Below are 20,959 nucleotides of genomic sequence, written 5' to 3'. Positions count from 1 at the left end.
GCCGCCGCACTAAGATTTCTGCCTCCTGATCCGGCAGGCTAAATATTCTTAGTACGGCAGCCCCACTATGGTTTACAGGGGTATTATTTCAGGGCTGCACGGAGTGCATCGCTGTCTTTTTTCACCTGTTCCACCCACTGTTCTTCGGTCTTATCACCGCTGACCAGAGAGTTGATCGGGTCGAAGAAGGTAGTACGGACGGTTACTCCTTCTACCGGATCTGTGGTTGCGAACGCGTCCATAACCGCGATAGCGCCGGTATCATAGATGGAGTAGTAGATCTTATTGTCACCTTCCAGTTTATCTGCCATGCCTTTGATCGGCTGTACTGCAGGGGTCTCTCCGGATGCGAAGATTTCGGCTGCTTCATCGCTGTACAGATAAGCGATAAACTGTTTTCCAAGATCCTGGTTTACAGCGCCCTTCGGCATCCAGATCTGCTCGAAGAAGGTATAGGAAGCCCGCTCTCCGCCTTCGGTTACTGCCGGAAGCGCGGTGAATCCCCACTTGAAGCCATCTGCACGGGGAGCGTCTGCCATCTCGCCGATTACCCAGTTGCCGTTCGGCATGAACAGGGCTTTGTCGTCCAGGATTAACTGCTGGTTCTTACGGAAATCATTGTCATTTGCATTAGCCGGAGTAGTTTTCTCCGTATAGGAAGCTAATTTCGCGATAATATCGAAGGTCTGCTGTGCTTCCGGGGTATCCCAGATGCCTTCTCCGTAGCGGAGCGCTTCCTGGAATTTGTCGTTTCCTGCTGTCTCACGGAGCAGGGCATAGAAGAATGCGTCGAAGTATCCGGCTGTCGGATAGGTAAATAATGCAATTCCTTCTGCTTTGGCTTTGTCGCCTAATTCCCACATCTCATCCCAGGTCGTCGGTACAGTCCAGCCTTTGGCTTCAAAGAGGCCGGCATCATAGAACAGTCCGCAGGGGCCGTAGAACATGGGCATCAGATAGGTTTTTCCATCGCCATAGGGGTTTGTGATGGAGTTGTCAACGAAACCGGGCAGGATCTTTTCGCCTACTGTAACCTCTTCACCGGGAACTTTCATGGCCAATACGTCTGTCATGTCCACGATGTTGTTATCTTTGATGAAGGTTTCGGTCAGGGCGGATTCCGCACCTACCGCACGCATGATCACATCCGGGTAATCTCCGGCTTTCATGGCGGGGGTAATGATATCTTCCAGCTTTTTATCAATGGTCAGTTCCACTTTCACGCCGGGGTTTGCTTTCTCAAATGCGGCGGCTACATCCTGCCACATCTGGGCGCCATAAGCGGTCTCAACTGCTGCTACTTTCAGCGTCTGTTCTCCTGCTGCGGGCTCTTTTGCTTCGTCAGATCCGTTGTCTGCGGGTGCGGAGCTTTCTGCCGGTGCAGCGCCATCAGCTTTTTCCTCTTCTTTCGGGGTGCTGCCGCAGGCTGCAAGGCTCAGTGTCATTACTGCTGCCAGAACCAGGCTTAGGACTTTCTTCGCTTTCATAGTATATCCTCCTTAATCTTTCTCAATGGCTGTTCATCAGCTTTGAGATCCTCGTTCCTGTGTTTCACAGGTTTGTACTTAAAGGATAGCCTTAATTAACTGTGAATTCAACACAAATATTGCGCATAATTTTATATATCTTGCTGTTTTAAGCCAAAACCAAATTGATTACATTTATACAGTCTCACATATTAAACTACGTTACACGCAGAATGAACAATTGGAATTTTGTATATAATATTGTTAATTCTTCCATTTTATCTGGTTTTATTGTTTTATTTTAGTTTATTTGCTATAATAAAAACATAATTCATTGATATTCCGCAAAACGCAAGAATCATAATAATTTTTGACTTAATTATGAACATTCTGTAAACGGAGGGATCTTATGGGTAATACCAGATATCAGCTAACCGATACAAATCAGGATAAAATAGCTGCCAAACTGCTGTTCGTCAGTTCTTCTGTATACGAAGGTGACTGGCCCAGTATTCAGCATACCCACTACTTCACGGAGTTATTCTACGTAAGGGGCGGCAGCGGAAAATTCATTGTGGAGGATAAGACATTTTCCGTAACTCAGGACGATCTGGTGATCATAAACCCGAATGTGGAGCACACGGAAGTCTCGCTGGGTACCATTCCGCTGGAATACGTGGTGCTGGGTGTGGAGGGGCTTTGTTTCTCCTTCAATGAAAATGCGGACTATACTGTGTTCAATTATCGTAACCGCAGGGAGAATCTCATGTTCTACTTCAACGCCATGGTGGCGGAAATGGAACAAAAGGAAAAAAATTATGAGCTGGTTTGCCAGGATCTGCTGGAAGTCCTTCTGGTAAATGTGGTCCGACATGCAGGTTTTACCTTTGAAGTCGTCCCTGCCCAGAAAACCACCAGGGAGTGCGGGCGTGCGAAGAGATATATTGATTCGAATTATATGGAAGATATTACTTTGGATACTCTGGCTGAAATCGCCCACTTGAACAAGTTTTATTTTGTCCACGCATTTACCAGCTGCTATGGCCTGTCTCCCATTAATTATCTGAATGACGTACGCATCCGGTGCAGTAAAGAACTGCTACAGTCTACCGATCACAGTATCGCTGAGATCGCGCAGCTGTCCGGGTTTTCTTCGCAGAGTTATTTTGCCCAAAGTTTTAAAAAAGCATGCGGCGTCACGGCCGGTGCTTATCGCAAAATGATGAAGAGAGGACAGGAGGCGGCTGGGTAGGGGGACCGCGGGCGGCTGGTTTATTTGGTTGAATGGAACGGTGGTTTTTGGTTTAACTCCGGGTTGATTTTTGGGTTGATTTTGATTGAAAATTTTCTAAAAACTTGTTGACAAATCTGGGGGTTATCTGTATAATAACTTATGCTGACCCAATGGGGTTCAGTATCGAAGCGTGGCTCAGCTTGGTAGAGCGCTACGTTAGGGACGTAGAGGTCGCAGGTTCAAATCCTGTCGCTTCGACTTAAGGGGTCATCCCCTTTCATATAAATTTAATATCGAAGCGTGGCTCAGCTTGGTAGAGCGCTGCGTTCGGGACGCAGAGGTCGCAGGTTCAAATCCTGTCGCTTCGATTATTGAAAAGTTTGAGTAGATGCGGGTTCGTTATTTTATAGCGTGACCCGTATTTATTTTTTTCTAAGTTTTTTTCTAAGAACCTCTGTTACTAGAGGATACTTGCTTTCTAAAGAGCTTATCAGCGTATCCACTTAATGTATCCTTTTACATTGTTTTATTTGGATGAACGTAATGGTATTCTTCCCTTATTTAAACAATATATTTTATCTTGCTTCTTCATTGCAAGTCCGATACGTACCATTTGATAATTCCTTGTTATTAACAAGTATGAGCCTTGATTCAAACTATTTAGATGCAACATCTTTATATCTTGATTTTATCTTTGGAATTTTTCCATTTTTTACTTTTTCTTTGAGCTTCTCTTCTGCTACAAGCGCCTTTATTTAGTAGAATACCCTGTGTCTCCATATACCGGTTTTTTATTAATCGGGTCCCATACACAAGGGTAATATTTTGTTATCTCCTTTCCATTTTTATACGTTTTCGGTTGTATACTCATAATATTGCACTCCTTAATTCATAACCAAAATTTGATTATGCCAAGGCCATATGATATACTTAGCTCGAGGAAATCAGGCTACGTACAGGTCTATTTTCTCTATTATTCCGCTCCTGTTGCAGCAGGAGCGGTTTTTTTAAGCATCAAGTGTTTTTATTAGTGCCTCCTGCAATATTTTTGAAAAATTCACCCCTGCTCTTTCTGCTTTTTTATTTAGCCAACTCGGTATCGTCAAATTTTTTCTTACCATTTTATTATCTAGCTCTGTTCTATACGATATAAAATCTACATCTACTAATGTTACAATATCCCTGTCACCGTGTACAATTTCTGATAGATCCGAAGGTTCAGGTAGATTTTTCCCCATATCTTCCAGCGTAATACCCTTTAATCCAATCGCATCCCTAGCCATTTCTATAGCCTCTGTAATATCATTCCCCTGCGTATCAATATCCAGGTCTGGGACTCTTATAATGTAAATTCCATCTGTCGGTGTCATAATTGTTGGATATGCTTTTCTCAAAATATTTACCTCCTTTTCCGTAGTGGAAATAGGGACTTTACAGTCCCCATTTCCTTATTAATTTTTTTGCAAGGACTTCATTGATGTCAGGATGGCGGGGGATTTCTTCAAGATGTTCTCCATCTGTATAAATATCATGTCTTCCACCATGTCTTACAAGCTCCCAACCGCCTGCTTCAAACTTTTTTACAAGTTCTCTCCTCTTCATTAGTATGTCCTCCTTACGCTTTATATTATACGCATTTATGCGCATTTTGTCAATGCTTTTATGCGCATTTATACGTATCGTTATATTTTTTGCAATGGTCGCACATTTGTACTAATATAAACGGTATAGAGGATAAATACTTAATGAATGTGCTCATATGGAAGATCAGATACGATCGACAATTGTCAATGCGTAAAATGGAACAATTAACTGGTATCCCTCGTTCAACTTTACACGAAATTGAAAGTGGGCAAGTAATGCCTCGTCTCGATCAACTGGAATGAATTATATCATTTCTAAGTAAAAAATATCGGTTTTTATAGGAAAAGTCCGGATTTTCGGACAATTATATCGAAATCAAGACATACATGTCCTTAAATAGTATTTTATAGAGAAAGGATACAAAACAGGCCGCCCAAGATGTGATGAACACAAACTCCTTAAAGTGATACTCTTTGCTTTCATGGAACACGGAATCTGTTCCCTGCGTGAGATAGAGAAACTTTGCAGAAATGATATCCGCTATATGCATCTTCTTGATGGCGTGAAAGCACCTTCATTTGCCACTTTTGGAAACATCATACGGAAAGAACTTACTGATTCTATAGAGCAGATTTTTCAGGATGTGAATACATATCTTTTCGAAAAGGACCATGTCGATCTGGAGCATACCTATATAGATGGTACTAAAATAGAGGCCAATGCAAACCGCTATACCTGGGTATGGAAAAAATCCTGTACAAAGAATCGCGGGAAAATATCCAGGCTAATTGATGCAATGAACCAAGAACTGCTCGGGTATTCCGGCGTGAAATTTGAGAGGCGGGTGAGTATGCCATCGATTATGTTTTGGAATTGATGGAACTATACAAGAAAGCAACAAATCTGGAGGAATCCACTTTTGTGTCTGGTTGCGGTCATAGAAAAAGCCTTCAGCAAAAACAGTATCAGGAATTACGGGGATATCATGAACGATTGAAGAGATATGCACACCATATATAAATCTGTGGAGAGGAAAGAAACAGTTATTCCAAAACAGATCACGATGCCACTTTTATGCGTTTAAAACGAGATTATATGGGAAATGATCAACTACTTCCTGCATATAATCTACAGATGGCTGTCTGTGATGAATACATTGCAGTAGTGGATGTAAAACTATATGCCTCCGATATGGAGCGCTTTGTTCCATTGATGACCAAGTGCTATACACATAGCTTATTAAGCGTACACTTTTTTGCAGAGAAAAGCAGTAAATGGCCAAAATATAAGATACGAAAACTCAGAATCGCCAGAACCGACATTTGCCGGAACTGGCGATTCTTGAATAGGGACTTTTTTACAGCCCCATTTTTCTTTTCGAAATAATAATTTAGCGTCCGTTATTAAGCTGCGTACAAAACTATACCAGGCAAATATTAATACCGGCGGTCAGACCACAATCGCCCTGGAGTATTATTCTGGCGACTTATGCGCATTTTTTGATCAGTGTAACTGGGGCTTCTAACGCTCCGGCAGTTTCGGGCCATCTCCTCGGTAGTACCGCAGTCAAACCTACCAGCGTATACCTTGCCAACGCCACGTCTGAGGGAGTAAACCAATGGTGTTATGCAATGTTGGATACCTGTAAAAGTGATCACTTGATTGGGGTAAGTGTACCTACGAATGTCCCGTCTACGTACACATCAAACCGCATGGCAGATGACCAGACAAGTGCTACAGTGTTGCTGCCGCCGCCGGATGATACGACATAACCGTTTTTGTCAATCAGCCGACCGTTTTGGGCTGCGATATTCCCAATGGCCGTTATCGGACCTGTAAATGTACCACCTGATTTCGGCATTTTAGTCGCTAAATTATTATTAATAGAACTCAAAGACGCTTCCACAGTCGTTTTACCATCAGTTCGATAGATTAGGTTTGCTGCATTTGGTCCCTGGGGGCCTGTCGTTCCCTGATCCCCTTTCGGACCCTGTTCTCCTTTTTCTCCCTGTTCTCCTTTTAGTCCCTGCTCTCCTTTTAATCCCTGCGGCCCCATCGGGCCTGTTGGACCAGGATCACCTTTATCGCCTTTCGGGCCCTGCGGGCCAGCAGTCCCCTGAGCACCGGTCTCCCCCTTATCACCTTTTGGTCCTGCAGGGCCAACGTCACCAGCATCTCCTTTTGGTCCCTGGGGGCCTGTATCTCCTTTCGGGCCTACATCTCCTTTCGGGCCGATCGCGCCAGTAGGTCCCTGCGGGCCCTCCGGGCCAGTCAGTCCTCTCGGACCTGTTGCGCCCTGAGGCCCTTCCGGACCAGTCAAACCTCTGGGGCCCTGCGCTCCGGTTTCGCCCTGAGGCCCCTGCGCTCCGGTTTCGCCTTTCAGTCCTTGAATTCCCTGTGGACCAACGCATCCTGTATCTCCCTTAAGTCCCTTCGGACCAGCTTCTCCGGTATCTCCTTTATCTCCTTTCGGGCCCTGCGGGCCAGCTTCCCCAGTATCGCCCTTATCACCTTTTGGACCTTGCGGGCCAGCTGTCCCGGTATCCCCTTTATCGCCTTTTAGACCCTGCGGGCCAGCTGCCCCTGTGTCTCCTTTATCACCTTTGAGGCCCTGCGGGCCAGCCGCCCCAGTATCGCCCTTATCACCTTTCGGGCCCTGCGGGCCAGCTGCCCCTGTTTCGCCCTTGTCACCTTTCAATCCCTGCGGACCGGCTTCTCCGGTATCTCCTTTTTCACCTTTCAGGCCCTGCGGGCCAGCTGCCCCAGTATCTCCTTTTTCACCTTTCAGGCCCTGTGGACCGGCTTCTCCTGTCTCTCCCGGATCACCTTTTAACCCCTGAGGGCCCATCGGTCCAATAGGCCCCTGCTCGCCAGGATCTCCCTTCTCTCCCTTTAAACCCTGCTCTCCAGTGTCTCCCTTCGGCCCTGTTGGACCGGCACTACCTGTCTCGCCAGTCGGTCCGATAGGTCCCCGGTCTCCAGGATCTCCTTTTTCACCTTTCAAGTTATTCATCCAGTCAACCATAGACCCTTGGAATCCATAATCCACTGCAATCTCATACGCAGATTTCCCTTTTGCGTATACGGTTGTTTTTTCATCTCCGATATACCAAAATCCATCCTCTCCAATATGGGGTGTTACACCATTCTCACCTCTGGATGGTTTACCGGTATCAATGCCATTGATATACCAGTTCCCGTTTGTTCCGATCTCGGGAATAAACAGTGTATAAGTACTTTGATCAGACATATATGTGTCCTCCTTTTAATTAATATTAGAACATATGTTCTGTATTAATTATAGAACATATGTTCTAATATTGATAGTCCTATGTTTGGGATATCCATCAAAAAGACACATTTAGTGTCGTTCTGCTGTACTAAAAGTTGTTTATTTCTATTTTATTTCCTTTGTTCCAATTAACTGTCTGTTTTTCTTGTATAAAATAAGAATTGCTTATAAAAAATAACTACTAACTTTATGTTCCATAGTTAGTAGTTTCTAATTTCTCAGCCTAATAATTTGTTTTCAATATTTATAATACTCAGGCGTATAAGTGCTGAATTGATATTTTTCTGTAATATTAGCCATTCATCTATTTACTGCTCGTCCTGCTCCTTTTCGATTATCTCTTTTCTCTGCTTCTTTTCCAACTTCACCCGCTTCCTCAATTCCTTGAAAAAATGCTTTAACAGCTCGCTGCACTCTTCTTCCAGTACACCGTAGGTGATTTCTACCTGATGATTAAATTCTTTCATCTGTAAAATATTCAAGATGGATCCCGCGCATCCGGCTTTGGGATTCATACACCCGATTACCGCCCGGTCCATCCGGGATTGCACGATAGCTCCGGAACACATCTGACATGGTTCCAGGGTAATGTATATGGTACACCCCTCCAGCCGCCAGTCTCCTGTTTTTTTGCTGGCCTTGCGGATCGCGGTTATTTCCGCATGATTCAGCGTATTTTTATCGGTATTTCTCCGGTTATAGCCCCTCCCGATTATTTTCCCGTCACAGACGATCACGCAGCCAATGGGGACTTCCCCCAGAGCATATGCTTTTTTTGCCTGGCGGAGAGCCTCTTTCATATATTTTTCATCCGTCGTTAACATCTTCTGGTTCCCATTTCCTATTTTCTTTGTTCTGTGTTATGATAGTGAAAAGTTTTATCTCAATATTTCATTGTATAATAGATATGATATCTATTAATTTTAACACAGGCAGGTGCTGATATGCAAATACATGGACTCAATAAGACTACTTTACTGGATTATCCCGGCCACGTGGCCGCTACTCTTTTCCTGGGAAGCTGTAATTTCAGATGCCCCTTCTGCCATAATGCCGGTCTGGTACTGGATCCGGCTTCAGAACCGGTTATTCCGCTGATCGACGTCTTTGGTTTTCTTAAGAAACGGCGGGGTATTCTGGACGGGGTCTGTATCTCTGGCGGGGAGCCGACTCTCCAGGAAGAGCTTCCGGATCTGATACATACCATCAGGGATCTGGGCTATAAGATTAAGCTGGATACAAACGGTTCAAGGCCGGAGGTCCTGCGAAATCTGCTGGATGAACATCTGCTGGATTGTGTCGCTATGGATATTAAGTCATCCCCGGAAAATTACGCACTGGTTGCCGGGATATCCGGGCTCGACATAAAAAAAATCGAAGAATCTATTCAGTTATTGAAAGACTCTCCGATTTCTTATGAATTTCGAACCACGGTGGCGGATGAACTGCATACCGACCAGGATTTTTATTCTATCCGCGACTGGTTAAATGGTTCCCGCGCTTATTATCTGCAGCCGTATAAAGACTCTGAATATGTGATTCAGGAAGGATTTCACGCACCCTCCCGGGAAACACTGGAAAGATGGCGTGATATCTGCGCGGAAAAGATCGGTACTGTTCAAATCCGGGGGCTGGACTAATCAGTCAGCCTCACCCGTTTGTACCAGAATCCAAATTGCCCTATTTTGGATTCTATTTTTTTAGCAGGCTTGAAGTTCGGGAAGCCGAACATTACCGCCATCATCTTCTCTCTATTATCATAGATTCCCGGAATTCCCAGCACATAGAAAGTTTCCCCGCCTTTCTTCATTTTACCCAGGAGAAGGTAGCGGTAATAATAATATCCATGCAGCAGAAAACTGTTGTTGCCCAGAATCCACTCCTCTTTGGGAAGCTGTACGAGATCTTTTGGTTCTATTCGAATGCACTCTATTGTTTCTTTGTCTTCAAAAGGTACAATGCCAGGGAAGGTATTTTTCATATTCTCCCATTTCTGTGAGGGCGGAACATAACGGCCGGATATGTCACAGCCGGGGGCGGAAGTTTCTGTTTCAGCAGAGGGTGTTGCGTTGGCCGATGGGGAGGCTGCTCTGAATGCGGAGGACTTGGAAGCTGATGGAGATGCGGGCAGGGGCGCTGCGGGCATATTCGGATCGGCCTTTGGATTGTCTGCTCCGGGACTTGGCATATCTGCTCCGAGACTTGGCATACCTGCTCCGGGACTTGGCATACCCGCTCCAGGACTTGGCATACCTGCTCCGGGACTTGGCATACCTGCTCCGGGACTTGGCATACCTGCTCCAGGACTTGGCCTCTCTATATTAAATTGGGGTGCGCCCATATTTACTTCAGGCATGCTCTCGTCGATCGTTGCAGTTGGGCCTCCAGTAGGATATGTGGCAGCCGCCTCATTTGGCAATTCCCTGTGCGCTTCCCTTTGTTCCACCGGAATATAGGGTTCTTCCCTGCCTGAGATCGTATCATCTGTGATCCAGTTCGGTATGTCCGTCCCGGGCATAGGGACATTGTTCCGAGTATGGTCCGGTATTATTTCATTCTGTTCTGCATGGTCAGGCATTGGCTCTTCTGGCATAAGCCTTTCAGGCATTGGCTCTTCCGGCATTAGCCTTTCAGGCATTGGCTCTTCCGGCATTAGCCCTCCCGGCATTGGTCCTTCAGACATTGGCTCTTCGGGCATTGCCCTATTTACCATCGGTTCCTCCGGTATAATCTCTATAGGCAGTGTAGGGATCGGATTGTTCCGCATCTGGCCCCCATTTACGCGGTGATCCGGGGCTTTCCACGGTTGCTGTTCATCCTCCTGATCCCAGGGCACTGTCGGGCCCATCTCTTCATCACGGTCATCCGAGGGCGGATACCATTGTCCCGCTACATCTATTTCTATATTGGCAGAAGCGGCTTCCTGGCCGGCGGCGGAACTTAGATCAAAATCCACGCCGTACTCTGCCAAATTCCCCGCCAGATCTGTTTCATATTTTTGCTCCTCTTCCGCATAGATGTTTTCTTCATATTCTTCCATCTCATAAGCGTCCGGGTAATCTGTTTTTGCATCGCTTTGTATTGCTTCCGGAGAATGCTCAGCACCAGCCAGGCCCTGGATTTGTTCTTCCATCAGCAGGGCTTCCTCAGAGAATAATTCGCCGTTGTGCTCAAACTCCGCCGTTGCCAATATGTCCATCTCATTATCCGGGGGCAGGTCCGCCTGAGCGGCCTTTAACAAGATATTGGAATCTTCCCTCTGATTTGTCGCTTCCCTGCTTTTCAACTCACTGTATAAATAGAACTGCGCCGGCTGGACCGCCTGATCATCCCACTCTGTGGCGTAATTTTTCGCGCCGTCCGACCAAATGTACAGACCTCCGATATCATCCAGGCTGATCCCGGTATCCATCAGATTTTCTGCATCCGTCACTGACTTAAAGTCTCCGACACCGTTTACAATTCTGAATTCTCCTAATAAAATTCCGTAGATTCCGCTGCTTCTTCTGACAAACGCAAAGGCTTTTAACGGCGATTGTGTACCGGTATAGATTCCTCTCAGATGTATTCCGATTCTGCATTCTCCGTTCCGGGCCTCTATCTTGGCAAAACCCACATTATTTCCCTTCTGCTCTTTCTCATAGGCATATATGTATGCAACCAGCCGCTTATAATCAGACAAATCGGTCTCTCCTTTTTGTACTTAGTTTCTATAACTATTCTATTCAGGAATGTGGAAATCCATGACAATAAATTCCTTTTGCAGCTCATAAAATGCAAACGTAATATGCAAAATTTTGGAATCGATGGATAAATTTACTTGACATATGTAGATCATCGATATATATTTTATATAGATCATCGATACATAATTCATCTATAATACTTAAATTGGAGGTGCCTCTGATGAACATCGACAAATCTTTGCTGGCTGGCAGTACCGGCATGCTGATTCTGAAACTTCTGGAAGAAAAAGACATGTACGGCTATGAAATGATTGAGGAACTACGCAGGCGCTCGGACCATACGTTTGACTTCAAGGCTGGAACTCTTTATCCATTGTTACATTCCCTGGAAGACAAATGTCTGCTGTCCTCCTACGAAAATACCCAGGCTCCCAAAAAACGGAAATATTATACGATTACCAAGAAAGGGCTCCGCTATCTTTCAGACAAGAAAGCGGAGTGGAAACTATATACTTCGGCGGTTAATCAGGTCCTGGGAGGTGTCAGCTATGGAATCCTTTAATAAAATCGATGCGTATGTAGCCACGGTCCAGGATCAGATCCGCTGCCGCAAGATCCGTTCCTATGTGACCGAAGAAATCCGGGTTCATCTGGAGGAAGAGCGCAGTTTTCTGCTGGAAGCAGGCATTACTGATCCGGAAGCCACGGATACAGCCATCAAAGAGATGGGAGATCCGGTAGACATCGGAGTAAAATTAGACCGTATCCACCGCCCGCGTATGGACTGGTTTTTATATTTTGGCGTGGTCGCGCTCTGCCTGGTCGGTTTCCTGATCCAGTTCCTCATCCGCTCAGATGGCACCGGCTCACAGTTTACCCCCCTATACCGCCATCTCACCGGAATACTGATCGGTATAGCGGCCATGACACTGATCTGCCGCCTGGATTTTACACTGCTGTCCAAACACCCCTATATTATCTGGACCGCATATTGGATAGGCTTATTTATCTATTCGGATTTTGCGCCTAAGTATAACGGCCGAACTATCACACTTTTGCCATATATGCTGCTGTTCATCCCTTTGTTCGCAGGACTTGTGTACAGTACCAGGGGCAGCGGTTATGGAGGTCTGCTGAAGAATTTACTGTTTTTACTGCTGCCAGGTATCCTCTGCCTCATCATACCAAGTGCCTCTGCTTCTGCGCTGGTCATTGGCGGCTGCCTGATACTTATGAGCATCGCTATCTGTAAAAACTGGTTTCGCGTAAAGCGTGGCTGGGCCCTTCTGTGTAGTTGGAGCATCTGCGTGATTCCTTTGATTCTGCTGCTGTATAACAACGGAGGCTATCGGTTCCGACGTCTTCAGGTATTGCTTCACCCGTCGGCATACGCCGACAATGAGGGCTACATGATTATGAAGCTCCGCGGTCTGATCGGCCAGGCAAGCATGATCGGCGGCCTGAGCAACAGCGAAATCGTGAAAAACCTCCCGGAAATCAGTACCGACTATCTGCTTTCCTATGTCATCATACACTTTGGGTGGATCCCTGCAGCGGTACTCATCGCCTTGCTGGCTGCTTTCCTGATCCATCTGTTCCGTTTAAGCGCACGTCAGACGAATGCATTGGGCTATCTGGTGTCAATGGCCTGCAGCTGTACTTTAACCCTTGAAATCCTGCTGTATCTGATCGTGAACCTGGGCATTTTCCATATGGCCCCGCTTGCGCTGCCGTTTTTCTCCTATGGCGGACGATGGATGGTATTAAACCTGTGTATCGTAGGGCTGCTGCTGTCGGTTCACCGGACCCGCACGATACTGCCCGCAGGCCGGCTGCACCAGACCTCCATAAGCCATCGGTTCTTTACCTTTGAAAACGGACGGTTGAACATAAGATGTTTACCCATAACTTTATATGCGGAAAAACACACGCATGAAGAAAAAAATGACCATCGATTTTAACCGATGGTCATTTCTGCCAGAATATTCGATAACTGCGCGAATTGCTGCAGCGTCAGGGCTTCTCCCCGTACCGCGGGCGGGAAGCCCGCTTTTTCGATTGCCGATTCGATCTGCTCCTTAGAGTAACTGAGCTCCTGGGAATTCTTCAACCCATTCGCCAGAGTTTTTCGTCTCTGATTAAACGAGGCCCGGATCATGCGGAACAATAACCTCTCATCCTTCGCTTCCACCGGAGCCTTCTCATGCTTCGTCAGCCGGATCACCGCGGACCCCACATTGGGTCTGGGCATAAAGCAGTTCGGAGGAACATTGGCCGCGATATAGGGCTTCGCATAATACTGTACGGCCAATGACAGGGCCCCGTAGTCCTTTGATCCCGGCCCCGCCTGCATCCGGTCTGCCACCTCTTTTTGTACCATAATCGTCAGGCTGTACAGCGGAACGTGGCTCTCGAAGATACCCATGATAATTGGGGTCGTAATATAATAAGGCAGATTCGCCACCACCTTGATGGGCTTCCCCGCATTCTTCTTTTGAACCACCTCCGGCAGATCCAGTTTCAGGACGTCTTCATTAACCACCGTCACATTATCATAACCGGCCAGCGTATCCTCCAGAATCGGAATCAGATTCCGGTCGATCTCCACAGCCATAACCTCCCGGGCGTTCTCCGCCAGATACTGGGTCATGGTTCCGATACCCGGACCGATCTCCAGCACATAATCCTCCTTCGTGATATCCGCAGCCCGGATGATCTTCTCCAGTACATGGGTATCGATCAGAAAGTTCTGACCGAATTTCTTTTGGAACACAAACTTATACTTATTCAGAATCTCAATGGTATTCCTGGGATTTCCTAATGTGGCCATAAAGCCTCCTTCACTTCTATAAAAAGTAAAAAGGGGACATGTCCAAATCGGTTTGGGACATGTCCATTTCAGTTTGGGACATGTCCATTTCAACTTGGACATGTCCCAAACCGATTTGGACATGTCCCCTTTTGTACTTTTAGTTCCGGAAGAATAATTTTCGGGCATTCCGGTTTGTGATCTCCACTACCTGTTCGTAAGAGATGCCTTTCAGCTCCGCGATCTGCCGGGCTATGTACGGCAGATTCAGGGAGGAGTTCCTCTTTCCCCGGTTGGGGACCGGAGAAAGGTACGGACTGTCAGTCTCCAGCAGGATCTTGTCCATCGGCAGGAACTCCACAGCTTCTTTTAATTTTTTCGCATTGTTAAACGTAACCACTCCGCCAACCCCGATATAGAATCCCAACTTCAGGTATTCTTCCGCCATCTCTTTGGAGTAGGAAAAGCAGTGAATCACCCCGCCGATCTCTTCCGCATGCATTTCCTTCATGATCGTCAGCGTGTCCTTTGCCGCATCCCTGCTGTGAATGACTACAGGAAGCTTCACCTCCCGGGCCAGTTCCAGCTGGCGGCAGAACCACTTCCGCTGCACCGGGCGCTCAGGCTCGTCCCAGTAGTAGTCCAGGCCGATCTCTCCTACGGCTACGATTTTCGGCCTTTCACACTGCAGTTTCAGCCAGCCGATCTTCTGTTCGTCCAGTTCCGCAGTATCACTGGGATGAACTCCGACTGCGCCGTACAGAAACGGGTATTTTTCCGTCAGATCCACCGTTGTTTTGGAAGAATCTATGTTCGCCCCAATATTGATAATGTATTCGATTCCCTGCTGCTGCATTTTCCCCAGCAGTTCCTCCCGGTCTTGGTCAAACGCCTCGTCATCATAATGAGCGTGGCTCTCAAATATCTTCGTCATATTCATGTGTCACTCCAAATTGGCATGCCGTTTAAACATGGTGTCCGAGTCAAGCCCCAGTGCTTCCATTACCTCCATGCTGACAGCGTCCAGGCAAATCAAAAATGACTGTTCATACAGGTTAGCCATGGGTTGGAAGGATGTAAATTTACTGGCTTTATCCGACTTCGGTGTGGGAGCCGGTATCTGCAGCACATGGTCTGCCGCCCGGGCCAGACTGGAGTCCGCAAAGCTGGTAATCGTAATGACATGAAGCCCCAGCCGTTTCGCTTTGGCCACATAGGCCATCAGACTCTCCGTCTCACCGGAACCGCTGCCGACGATCAGAAGATCTCCCGGCTGGGCCCCCGGCGTTGCGGTATCGCCTACCACGTAGGCATTCAGCCCTGCATGCATCATCCTCATGGCAAAGGTACGGATCAGATTGCCGGAACGTCCAACCCCGGCAAAATAAATATGGGGTGCCTTCACAATGCACTCTACCATCCTGGCAACCTGTTCCTCGCTGACTTCACTCAGTGTCATCTTCAGTTCTTCTAATATGCGTTCAAACTTCGGTCTTATCATGAATCCAATCCTTTCTGCTTTTAAAATTAGTGATTCACGTATGAGATCAGCAGATCTGTGCACCGGAGGGCATGGATTTCTCAGGGCTTATCAAAGCCAGGTTCCCGTCTGCATCTTCCGCACACAGGATCATTCCTTCTGAGAGTACTCCTGCCAGCTTGGCCGGCTTAAGGTTTACGAGAACCATGACCTTTTTGCCTATCATTTCCTCCGGTTTATAGTGAGCTTTAATTCCGGATACGATCTGTTTAACCTGGCTGCCGATTCGCACCTGGGAACATAGTAATTTTTTGGACTTAGGCACTTCCTCGCAGGCTATAATCTCCCCTACCTGGAACTGCATTTTCATGAAATCGTCATAGGTGATCTCCGCTTTCGGTTCTATGTCGATCCCGGGTTCTTCGGGCTTTTCTTCCTGAGGAGCCGCGTTAGCCGCCTGCATGGCCTCTACTTTTTCCAAAACCTCTTTTAGATCCAGGCGGGCAAAGAGGATCTCCGGTTTTTCGATGACTTTGGTTCCGGAAGGATAGGTTCCGAATGTGTCCAGCGCGTCGAAGCCTCTGGCCGGCGCATTCAGCTGGGTCAGGATCTTGCCTGAGGTGGCGGGCATGAAGGGTTCTAACAGGGCTGCCCCGATGCAGATACCTTCCACCAGATTATACAGCACGGTGGCAAGCCGGTCTTTTTTGGCTTCCTCTTTTGCCAGTATCCAGGGCTCGGTTTCATCGATGTATTTATTGCAGCGTTTAAATATGGAGAAGATCTCGGTAATGGCGTCTGCCACACGCAGACCATCCATTTTCCCAGCCACTTTTTTGGGAGCTTCCAGAATGACGGCTTTTAATTCTTCATCGACCGGCTCAGAAGCTCCGGTATTGGTTACGATTCCTTCGAAATATTTATTGGACATGGAAATCGTCCGGTTGACCAGATTGCCCAGCGTATTGGCCAGATCGGAATTCAGCCGCTCTACCATCAGTTCCCAGGAGATAACACCGTCATTTTCAAAAGGCATCTCGTGGAGGACGAAGTAGCGGACTGCGTCTACTCCAAAGAAATCCGACAGGTCGTCCGCGTACAGGACGTTTCCTTTGGATTTGCTCATCTTGCCGTCGCCCTGCAGCAGCCAGGGATGACCGAATATCTGCTTCGGCAGCGGCAGATCCAGCGCCATCAGGAAAATGGGCCAGTAGATGGTGTGGAAACGGATAATGTCTTTGCCGATCAGATGCAGGTCTGCGGGCCAGTCCTTTTTGAACTGCTCCGTGCAGCTGCCGTCGCAGTCATAGCCGATTCCGGTGATATAGTTGGTCAGCGCGTCCAGCCATACATAGATCACATGCTTCGGATCAAAATCCACGGGGATTCCCCATTTAAAGGAAGTCCGTGATACGCACAGGTCCTGCAGTCCGGGGAGCAGGAAGTTATTCATCATTTCATTTTTTCTGGATACCGGCTGGATGAATTCGGGATGCTCATTAATGTGCTGGATCAGCCGGTCAGCGTATTTGCTCATACGGAAGAAATAGGCCTCTTCTTTGGCCGGCTGTACAGGCCTGCCGCAGTCGGGGCATTTGCCGTCTACCAGCTGGGACTCGGTGAAAAATGCCTCGCAGGGAGTGCAGTAAAGTCCTTCATAATGGCCCTTATAAATGTCTCCCTGATCATATAATTTTTTAAAAATCTTCTGCACCTGTTTTTCGTGCTCCGCATCCGTGGTACGGATAAATTTATCATAAGAAGTATCCATCAGGTCCCAGATCTGACGGATTTCCCCGGCCACGCCGTCCACGAATTCCTTCGGCGTTATGCCCGCCTCCTCTGCTTTCAGCTCTATCTTCTGACCGTGCTCATCGGTCCCTGTCTGGAAAAACACATCGTATCCCTGCTGTCTTTTGAAGCGGGCGATGCTGTCCGCCAGAATAATCTCGTACGTATTACCGATATGCGGCTTCCCTGATGTGTACGTGATTGCTGTGGTAATATAATATTTCTCTCTTGAATTACCCAATGTAACTTCCTCCTATCGTTTTTGCTATCTTTTTTGCTTTCCTTCTAAGAAAACGCGGCATAGAAAACTCTATCCTATGAATCACAAAGAGTTTCGCCTGTGAAACTTTCCGCCTTCGGCGGGCCGCGCAAGCGGCATTTTCCTTTCCGCCGTAGTGCGATCCCTACGGAGCGTTTTTTATTTCATAGGAGCACTGTCCTATGAAATAAAAAAACCTGCCTTCTCTTTCAAGAAGACAGGCATTCTGCCCGTGTTACCACTTCCATTCACCTGCTTCTCACGAAACAAGGCCTCTGTGAGTATAAAAATGTATCCATTCCTATACTTCCCGCTATAACAGGCGGACCTGTCGCAGCCTTACAGATTATCCTGCTCGGTGCGCTGCTCAGAAGCCATCTTCGACCAGGTCCCGAACATCCCTCTCAGCTCATGGGAATTCTCTGTAATTCAGGCGCACAGGCTTACTCTCTTCCTCTCTGCGTTTCCGTACATGTTCAATATAGTCCAGCCTAGCACACCGCTACCAGGTTGTCAAGGAGTCAATCCTCCTTCCTTCTGCATTTTCTTCGAATGCTATTTGCAGACTTTATGGTAAATAGGGGAATTGGATAAGGGCCGCTGCCCGCTCACCCCGGCTTTAAAATAAGCCGTTTTCCATGGTCTGATAGACTGAGATCCAGTAATCGTTAATATGTCTTAACTGCTTACCGTTCACCAAAAAAGGGAAGAACCCAGGGAGGCGGGAGGCGGACACCTGAGTTGAGCTGCGGGGCGGGCACCAGTCCTTTGGCGGGCATCGGGCGGCTGTGCTGCTGCTTAGTGAAATCCAGGCCGCAGATTCAGGATGCACGGCGGACTTCACGTCCGACGGGCAAGGGCCTCTGAACCGGAAACACATCATGTGTTTCTGGTGAATGGGCCCGGTTCCTGAATCTGCGGCCTGGATTTCACTTAGCAGCAGCCAGCTTCCAGCCCGCAGCCCGCCAAAGGACTGGTGCCCGCTCCGCAGCTCAACTCAGGTGTCCGCCTCCCGCCTCCCTGGGTTCTTCCCGGCCCATAGCAATCCCCGGTAACCGGCATACTTTCCTATTTTTTTCATAGAATATTATGAAATCATATGTGAACGGCAGACAGTATGAAAAAATATCTAACACGGGTTCTGGCCCTCCTACTAACTGCAGCACTTCTGCTTCCAGCCGGCGGCTGCAATTCTACCTCTCCGAAAAATACCCTTAAAAATAATTATACGTCTTTTCAGGAATATACGCATGATGTGTTTGTAAATGAGATTTCCAGTAATACGCTGAATCTGCACTATACGCTGGCTGATCCGGCTGCGTATGGGATTACGGACCCAAAAATTACACTTGGCGATTTTAGTAAGGAATCTATGCAGGCCGCAGTCATGAGTATGGAGAATTATCAGGCTGTACTGCATAGTTTTCCGTATGAGGATCTGTCTTTGGAGGACCAGTTGACGTACGATATACTGGACAGCTACTTTACTACGGAGCTTTCCTGCGCGGATCTGTATCTGTATGGGGAGCCTTTAAGCCCTACGATAGGCACCCAGGCCCAGCTGCCTGTGTTGTTTGCAGAGTATGAGTTCCGGAACAGGCAGGATGTGGATAACTATCTGATGCTGCTTTCCCAGCTGGATGAGTATTACGCAAGCCTGATGGATTTTGAAAAAGAAAAGGCTAAGGCGGGGCTTTTTATGCCCTCTTATGCTGCAGAAGATGTGATTTCCCAGTGCAGGGAATATATTTCCGGGGAAGATGGCAATTTCTTACTGACTATATTCCCGGAAAAACTGGAGACTGTTCCGGATCTGGATAATGACATGAAGCAGTCTTACATAGAACAGAACGCCGCCATCGTAGAACAGGATGTGATCCCCGCTTATCAGGCCATTATCGGGGGACTGGAAACGCTGGAGAAAAAATGTAAAAACGAATACGGACTCTGCTATTTTAAAAATGGCAAGAAATATTATGAATATATCGTCCGCTCGGATACCGGCTCGGCCCGGACGATTCCGCAGATCCAGGAAATGCTGGATGAACAGATGAAAGCCGATTTTCAATCTATGGCGGCTGTGATCGGACAGCATCCGGATATTCTGGATCAGCTGGACAGTTATGACGGGATTCAGACGGACCCCAACGAAATCCTGGTGGATCTTCAGAATAAAATGACGCCGTTTTTCCCGACGCCGCCATCGGTATCCTGTACGGTGAAATATGTGCATCCCTCTCTGGAGAAACATTTAAGCCCGGCGTTTTATCTGACACCGGCCATTGATGATATGAGCTCCAATGTGATCTATATCAACCAGGGCAGCAAGCCGGATAAACTGGATCTGTATACGACTTTGGCCCACGAGGGTTATCCGGGACATTTATATCAGACAGTTTATTCGAATTCCATCTCGCCGGACTGTGTCCGCAGCCTGCTGAATTTCCCCGGATATGTGGAAGGCTGGGCCACTTATGTGGAAATGATTTCCTATGGGTTCGCGGACATCGACCGGGCGCTGGCGAAGCTGCTGCAGTCGAATCAGTCGGTGACCCTGAATCTCTACGCACATCTGGATATCGGCATCCACTATGACGGCTGGACACCGGATGACGCAGCGGCCTATCTGAATGACTACGGCATCTCAAACCCCGATGTGGTAAGTGAGATTTATCACGCCATCGTGGAGGCTCCCGGCAACTATTTGAAATATTATGTGGGATGTCTGGAATTTATGGATCTGAGGAAACAGGCCCAGGATTATCTGGGAGATCAGTTTAAGCTGAAAGATTTTCATGAATTTTTGTTAAAATGCGGACCCGCGCCGTTTGATATCGTGGAGAAATATATGATCCCCTGGCTAGAGTCCGTAAAAAAATCCTCTTAAATTCTGAAGCGCCCTTACCAGCACTTCCGTCTCTTGTTCATTGAGGCCTTCCAATACCTTTTGTATCATGGCATCATGGAATCTCTTATGGTGGAGGAAGGCTCTCTTTCCTTTTTCAGAAAGTGAGAGCAGCACGACCCTGCGGTCCTCTTCGCTGCGCACCCGGCTCACGTATCCCTTCTTCACGAGGCTGTTGATCGCGATGGTCAGCGTGCCCACCGTAACAGACAGTGATTTGGCCACTGTGGACATGCTTTTACAGCCATCTTCCCCGATGGCATCGATAATGTGCATGTCATTATTGCTGATATTTTTGAACTCATCCGTTATGATCGCTTTCTGCTCCAGATCCATTATATCTCGAAACAGATTCACAAGGACATCGTTCAGTGTCTGGTACGTATCCACAGCGCGGTCTCCCTTCCCGGAACTTATCCACATTATACATCGTAATTTGGGACATGTCCAGAT

Annotated in this window: 16 protein-coding genes, 2 tRNA genes and 1 pseudogene; 8 read left to right on the top strand and 11 right to left on the bottom strand. The window is 47.3% G+C overall.

Features of this window, described 5'->3' with window-relative positions:
- Positions 1-83: 83 nt before the first annotated feature.
- The gene (locus tag ABC831_RS07510; protein WP_343247599.1) at positions 84-1,487 is read right to left on the bottom strand and encodes a carbohydrate ABC transporter substrate-binding protein; all 1,404 of its coding nucleotides are present in this window, start codon (positions 1,485-1,487) and stop codon (positions 84-86) included.
- 388 nt (positions 1,488-1,875) lie between these two features.
- On the opposite strand from ABC831_RS07510, the gene ABC831_RS07505 reads away from it, so the two are divergent.
- From ABC831_RS07505 to ABC831_RS07495, 3 genes are all read left to right on the top strand, one after another.
- Positions 1,876-2,718, top strand: coding sequence for a helix-turn-helix domain-containing protein (locus ABC831_RS07505; RefSeq protein ID WP_343247598.1), 843 nt, complete (start codon positions 1,876-1,878; stop codon positions 2,716-2,718).
- A gap of 166 nt (positions 2,719-2,884) precedes the next feature.
- Positions 2,885-2,958: transfer RNA gene (locus ABC831_RS07500), tRNA-Pro, on the top strand.
- A 36-nt stretch (positions 2,959-2,994) separates the two neighbouring features.
- Positions 2,995-3,068, top strand: a tRNA-Pro gene (locus ABC831_RS07495).
- A gap of 639 nt (positions 3,069-3,707) precedes the next feature.
- Here ABC831_RS07495 and ABC831_RS07490 read toward each other — a convergent pair.
- The gene (locus tag ABC831_RS07490) at positions 3,708-4,094 is read right to left on the bottom strand and encodes a type II toxin-antitoxin system HicB family antitoxin (protein ID WP_343247597.1); all 387 of its coding nucleotides are present in this window, start codon (positions 4,092-4,094) and stop codon (positions 3,708-3,710) included.
- 37 nt (positions 4,095-4,131) lie between these two features.
- Positions 4,132-4,302, bottom strand: a complete 171-nt coding sequence (locus ABC831_RS07485) for a type II toxin-antitoxin system HicA family toxin (protein ID WP_238726760.1) — start codon at positions 4,300-4,302, stop codon at positions 4,132-4,134.
- Positions 4,303-4,684: 382 nt separating this feature from the next.
- On the opposite strand from ABC831_RS07485, the pseudogene ABC831_RS26500 reads away from it, so the two are divergent.
- Positions 4,685-5,505 (top strand): annotated as a pseudogene (locus ABC831_RS26500) (transposase); the annotation flags it as partial.
- Between the two features lie 433 nt (positions 5,506-5,938).
- Here ABC831_RS26500 and ABC831_RS07475 read toward each other — a convergent pair.
- Together ABC831_RS07475 and tadA are read right to left on the bottom strand one after the other, a co-directional pair.
- A complete protein-coding gene (locus ABC831_RS07475) occupies positions 5,939-7,534 on the bottom strand; it encodes an exosporium protein (RefSeq protein ID WP_343247595.1) in 1,596 nt (531 codons plus the stop codon).
- 350 nt (positions 7,535-7,884) lie between these two features.
- Positions 7,885-8,400 (bottom strand): tRNA adenosine(34) deaminase TadA, encoded by a 516-nt coding sequence (gene tadA / locus ABC831_RS07470; RefSeq protein ID WP_343247594.1) that lies wholly within the window; start codon positions 8,398-8,400, stop codon positions 7,885-7,887.
- A 120-nt stretch (positions 8,401-8,520) separates the two neighbouring features.
- On the opposite strand from tadA, the gene ABC831_RS07465 reads away from it, so the two are divergent.
- Positions 8,521-9,216 carry an anaerobic ribonucleoside-triphosphate reductase activating protein gene (locus tag ABC831_RS07465; protein ID WP_343247593.1) on the top strand — a complete coding sequence of 232 codons (696 nt, stop codon included), beginning with the start codon at positions 8,521-8,523 and terminating at the stop codon, positions 9,214-9,216.
- On the opposite strand, the gene ABC831_RS07460 is transcribed toward ABC831_RS07465, so the two are convergent.
- Positions 9,213-11,258 (bottom strand): DUF6128 domain-containing protein, encoded by a 2,046-nt coding sequence (locus ABC831_RS07460; RefSeq protein ID WP_343247592.1) that lies wholly within the window; start codon positions 11,256-11,258, stop codon positions 9,213-9,215. The two genes, ABC831_RS07465 and ABC831_RS07460, sit on opposite strands and share 4 nt — an antisense overlap.
- A gap of 224 nt (positions 11,259-11,482) precedes the next feature.
- Between ABC831_RS07460 and ABC831_RS07455 the strand changes: the two genes are divergently transcribed.
- Together ABC831_RS07455 and ABC831_RS07450 are read left to right on the top strand one after the other, a co-directional pair.
- A complete protein-coding gene (locus tag ABC831_RS07455; protein WP_158347355.1) occupies positions 11,483-11,824 on the top strand; it encodes a PadR family transcriptional regulator in 342 nt (113 codons plus the stop codon).
- Positions 11,811-13,223 carry an FtsW/RodA/SpoVE family cell cycle protein gene (locus ABC831_RS07450; protein WP_343247591.1) on the top strand — a complete coding sequence of 471 codons (1,413 nt, stop codon included), beginning with the start codon at positions 11,811-11,813 and terminating at the stop codon, positions 13,221-13,223. The genes ABC831_RS07455 and ABC831_RS07450 overlap by 14 nt, the downstream gene beginning before the upstream one ends.
- On the opposite strand, the gene rsmA is transcribed toward ABC831_RS07450, so the two are convergent.
- The 4 genes from rsmA to metG all read right to left on the bottom strand — a co-directional run bounded on the left by rsmA (position 13,220) and on the right by metG (position 17,583).
- A complete protein-coding gene (gene rsmA, locus ABC831_RS07445; protein WP_343247590.1) occupies positions 13,220-14,092 on the bottom strand; it encodes a 16S rRNA (adenine(1518)-N(6)/adenine(1519)-N(6))-dimethyltransferase RsmA in 873 nt (290 codons plus the stop codon). The two genes, ABC831_RS07450 and rsmA, sit on opposite strands and share 4 nt — an antisense overlap.
- A gap of 139 nt (positions 14,093-14,231) precedes the next feature.
- Positions 14,232-15,005 (bottom strand): TatD family hydrolase, encoded by a 774-nt coding sequence (locus ABC831_RS07440; RefSeq protein WP_343247589.1) that lies wholly within the window; start codon positions 15,003-15,005, stop codon positions 14,232-14,234.
- A 9-nt stretch (positions 15,006-15,014) separates the two neighbouring features.
- Positions 15,015-15,572, bottom strand: a complete 558-nt coding sequence (hxlB, locus tag ABC831_RS07435) for a 6-phospho-3-hexuloisomerase (RefSeq protein WP_343247588.1) — start codon at positions 15,570-15,572, stop codon at positions 15,015-15,017.
- A 46-nt stretch (positions 15,573-15,618) separates the two neighbouring features.
- Positions 15,619-17,583 carry a methionine--tRNA ligase gene (gene metG, locus ABC831_RS07430; RefSeq protein WP_343247587.1) on the bottom strand — a complete coding sequence of 655 codons (1,965 nt, stop codon included), beginning with the start codon at positions 17,581-17,583 and terminating at the stop codon, positions 15,619-15,621.
- Between the two features lie 1,135 nt (positions 17,584-18,718).
- On the opposite strand from metG, the gene ABC831_RS07425 reads away from it, so the two are divergent.
- Positions 18,719-20,488: a DUF885 domain-containing protein gene (locus ABC831_RS07425; protein WP_343247586.1), complete on the top strand. Its 1,770-nt coding sequence runs from the start codon at positions 18,719-18,721 to the stop codon at positions 20,486-20,488.
- On the opposite strand, the gene ABC831_RS07420 is transcribed toward ABC831_RS07425, so the two are convergent.
- Positions 20,462-20,896 (bottom strand): MarR family winged helix-turn-helix transcriptional regulator, encoded by a 435-nt coding sequence (locus ABC831_RS07420; RefSeq protein ID WP_425524574.1) that lies wholly within the window; start codon positions 20,894-20,896, stop codon positions 20,462-20,464. The two genes, ABC831_RS07425 and ABC831_RS07420, sit on opposite strands and share 27 nt — an antisense overlap.
- Positions 20,897-20,959: the final 63 nt, after the last annotated feature.

Source organism: Diplocloster hominis (genome assembly GCF_032380655.1).
In the GTDB taxonomy this organism is placed as follows: domain Bacteria; phylum Bacillota; class Clostridia; order Lachnospirales; family Lachnospiraceae; genus Diplocloster; species Diplocloster hominis.
The sequence above is the reverse complement of the archived record's forward strand: the minus strand, read 5'-3'. Positions and strand labels throughout refer to the sequence as shown.

Bases quoted from the DNA above. Each gene is read 5' to 3' on its own strand.
- ABC831_RS07440 (WP_343247589.1), bottom strand. From the start codon at position 15,005: ATGACGAAGATATTTGAGAGCCACGCTCATTATGATGACGAGGCGTTT.
- ABC831_RS07510 (WP_343247599.1), bottom strand. From the start codon at position 1,487: ATGAAAGCGAAGAAAGTCCTAAGCCTGGTTCTGGCAGCAGTAATGACA.
- ABC831_RS07475 (WP_343247595.1), bottom strand. From the start codon at position 7,534: ATGTCTGATCAAAGTACTTATACACTGTTTATTCCCGAGATCGGAACA.
- ABC831_RS07465 (WP_343247593.1), top strand. From the start codon at position 8,521: ATGCAAATACATGGACTCAATAAGACTACTTTACTGGATTATCCCGGC.
- rsmA (WP_343247590.1), bottom strand. From the start codon at position 14,092: ATGGCCACATTAGGAAATCCCAGGAATACCATTGAGATTCTGAATAAG.
- hxlB (WP_343247588.1), bottom strand. From the start codon at position 15,572: ATGATAAGACCGAAGTTTGAACGCATATTAGAAGAACTGAAGATGACA.
- ABC831_RS07455 (WP_158347355.1), top strand. From the start codon at position 11,483: ATGAACATCGACAAATCTTTGCTGGCTGGCAGTACCGGCATGCTGATT.
- ABC831_RS07450 (WP_343247591.1), top strand. From the start codon at position 11,811: ATGGAATCCTTTAATAAAATCGATGCGTATGTAGCCACGGTCCAGGAT.
- ABC831_RS07505 (WP_343247598.1), top strand. From the start codon at position 1,876: ATGGGTAATACCAGATATCAGCTAACCGATACAAATCAGGATAAAATA.
- ABC831_RS07485 (WP_238726760.1), bottom strand. From the start codon at position 4,302: ATGAAGAGGAGAGAACTTGTAAAAAAGTTTGAAGCAGGCGGTTGGGAG.
- tadA (WP_343247594.1), bottom strand. From the start codon at position 8,400: ATGTTAACGACGGATGAAAAATATATGAAAGAGGCTCTCCGCCAGGCA.
- ABC831_RS07425 (WP_343247586.1), top strand. From the start codon at position 18,719: ATGAAAAAATATCTAACACGGGTTCTGGCCCTCCTACTAACTGCAGCA.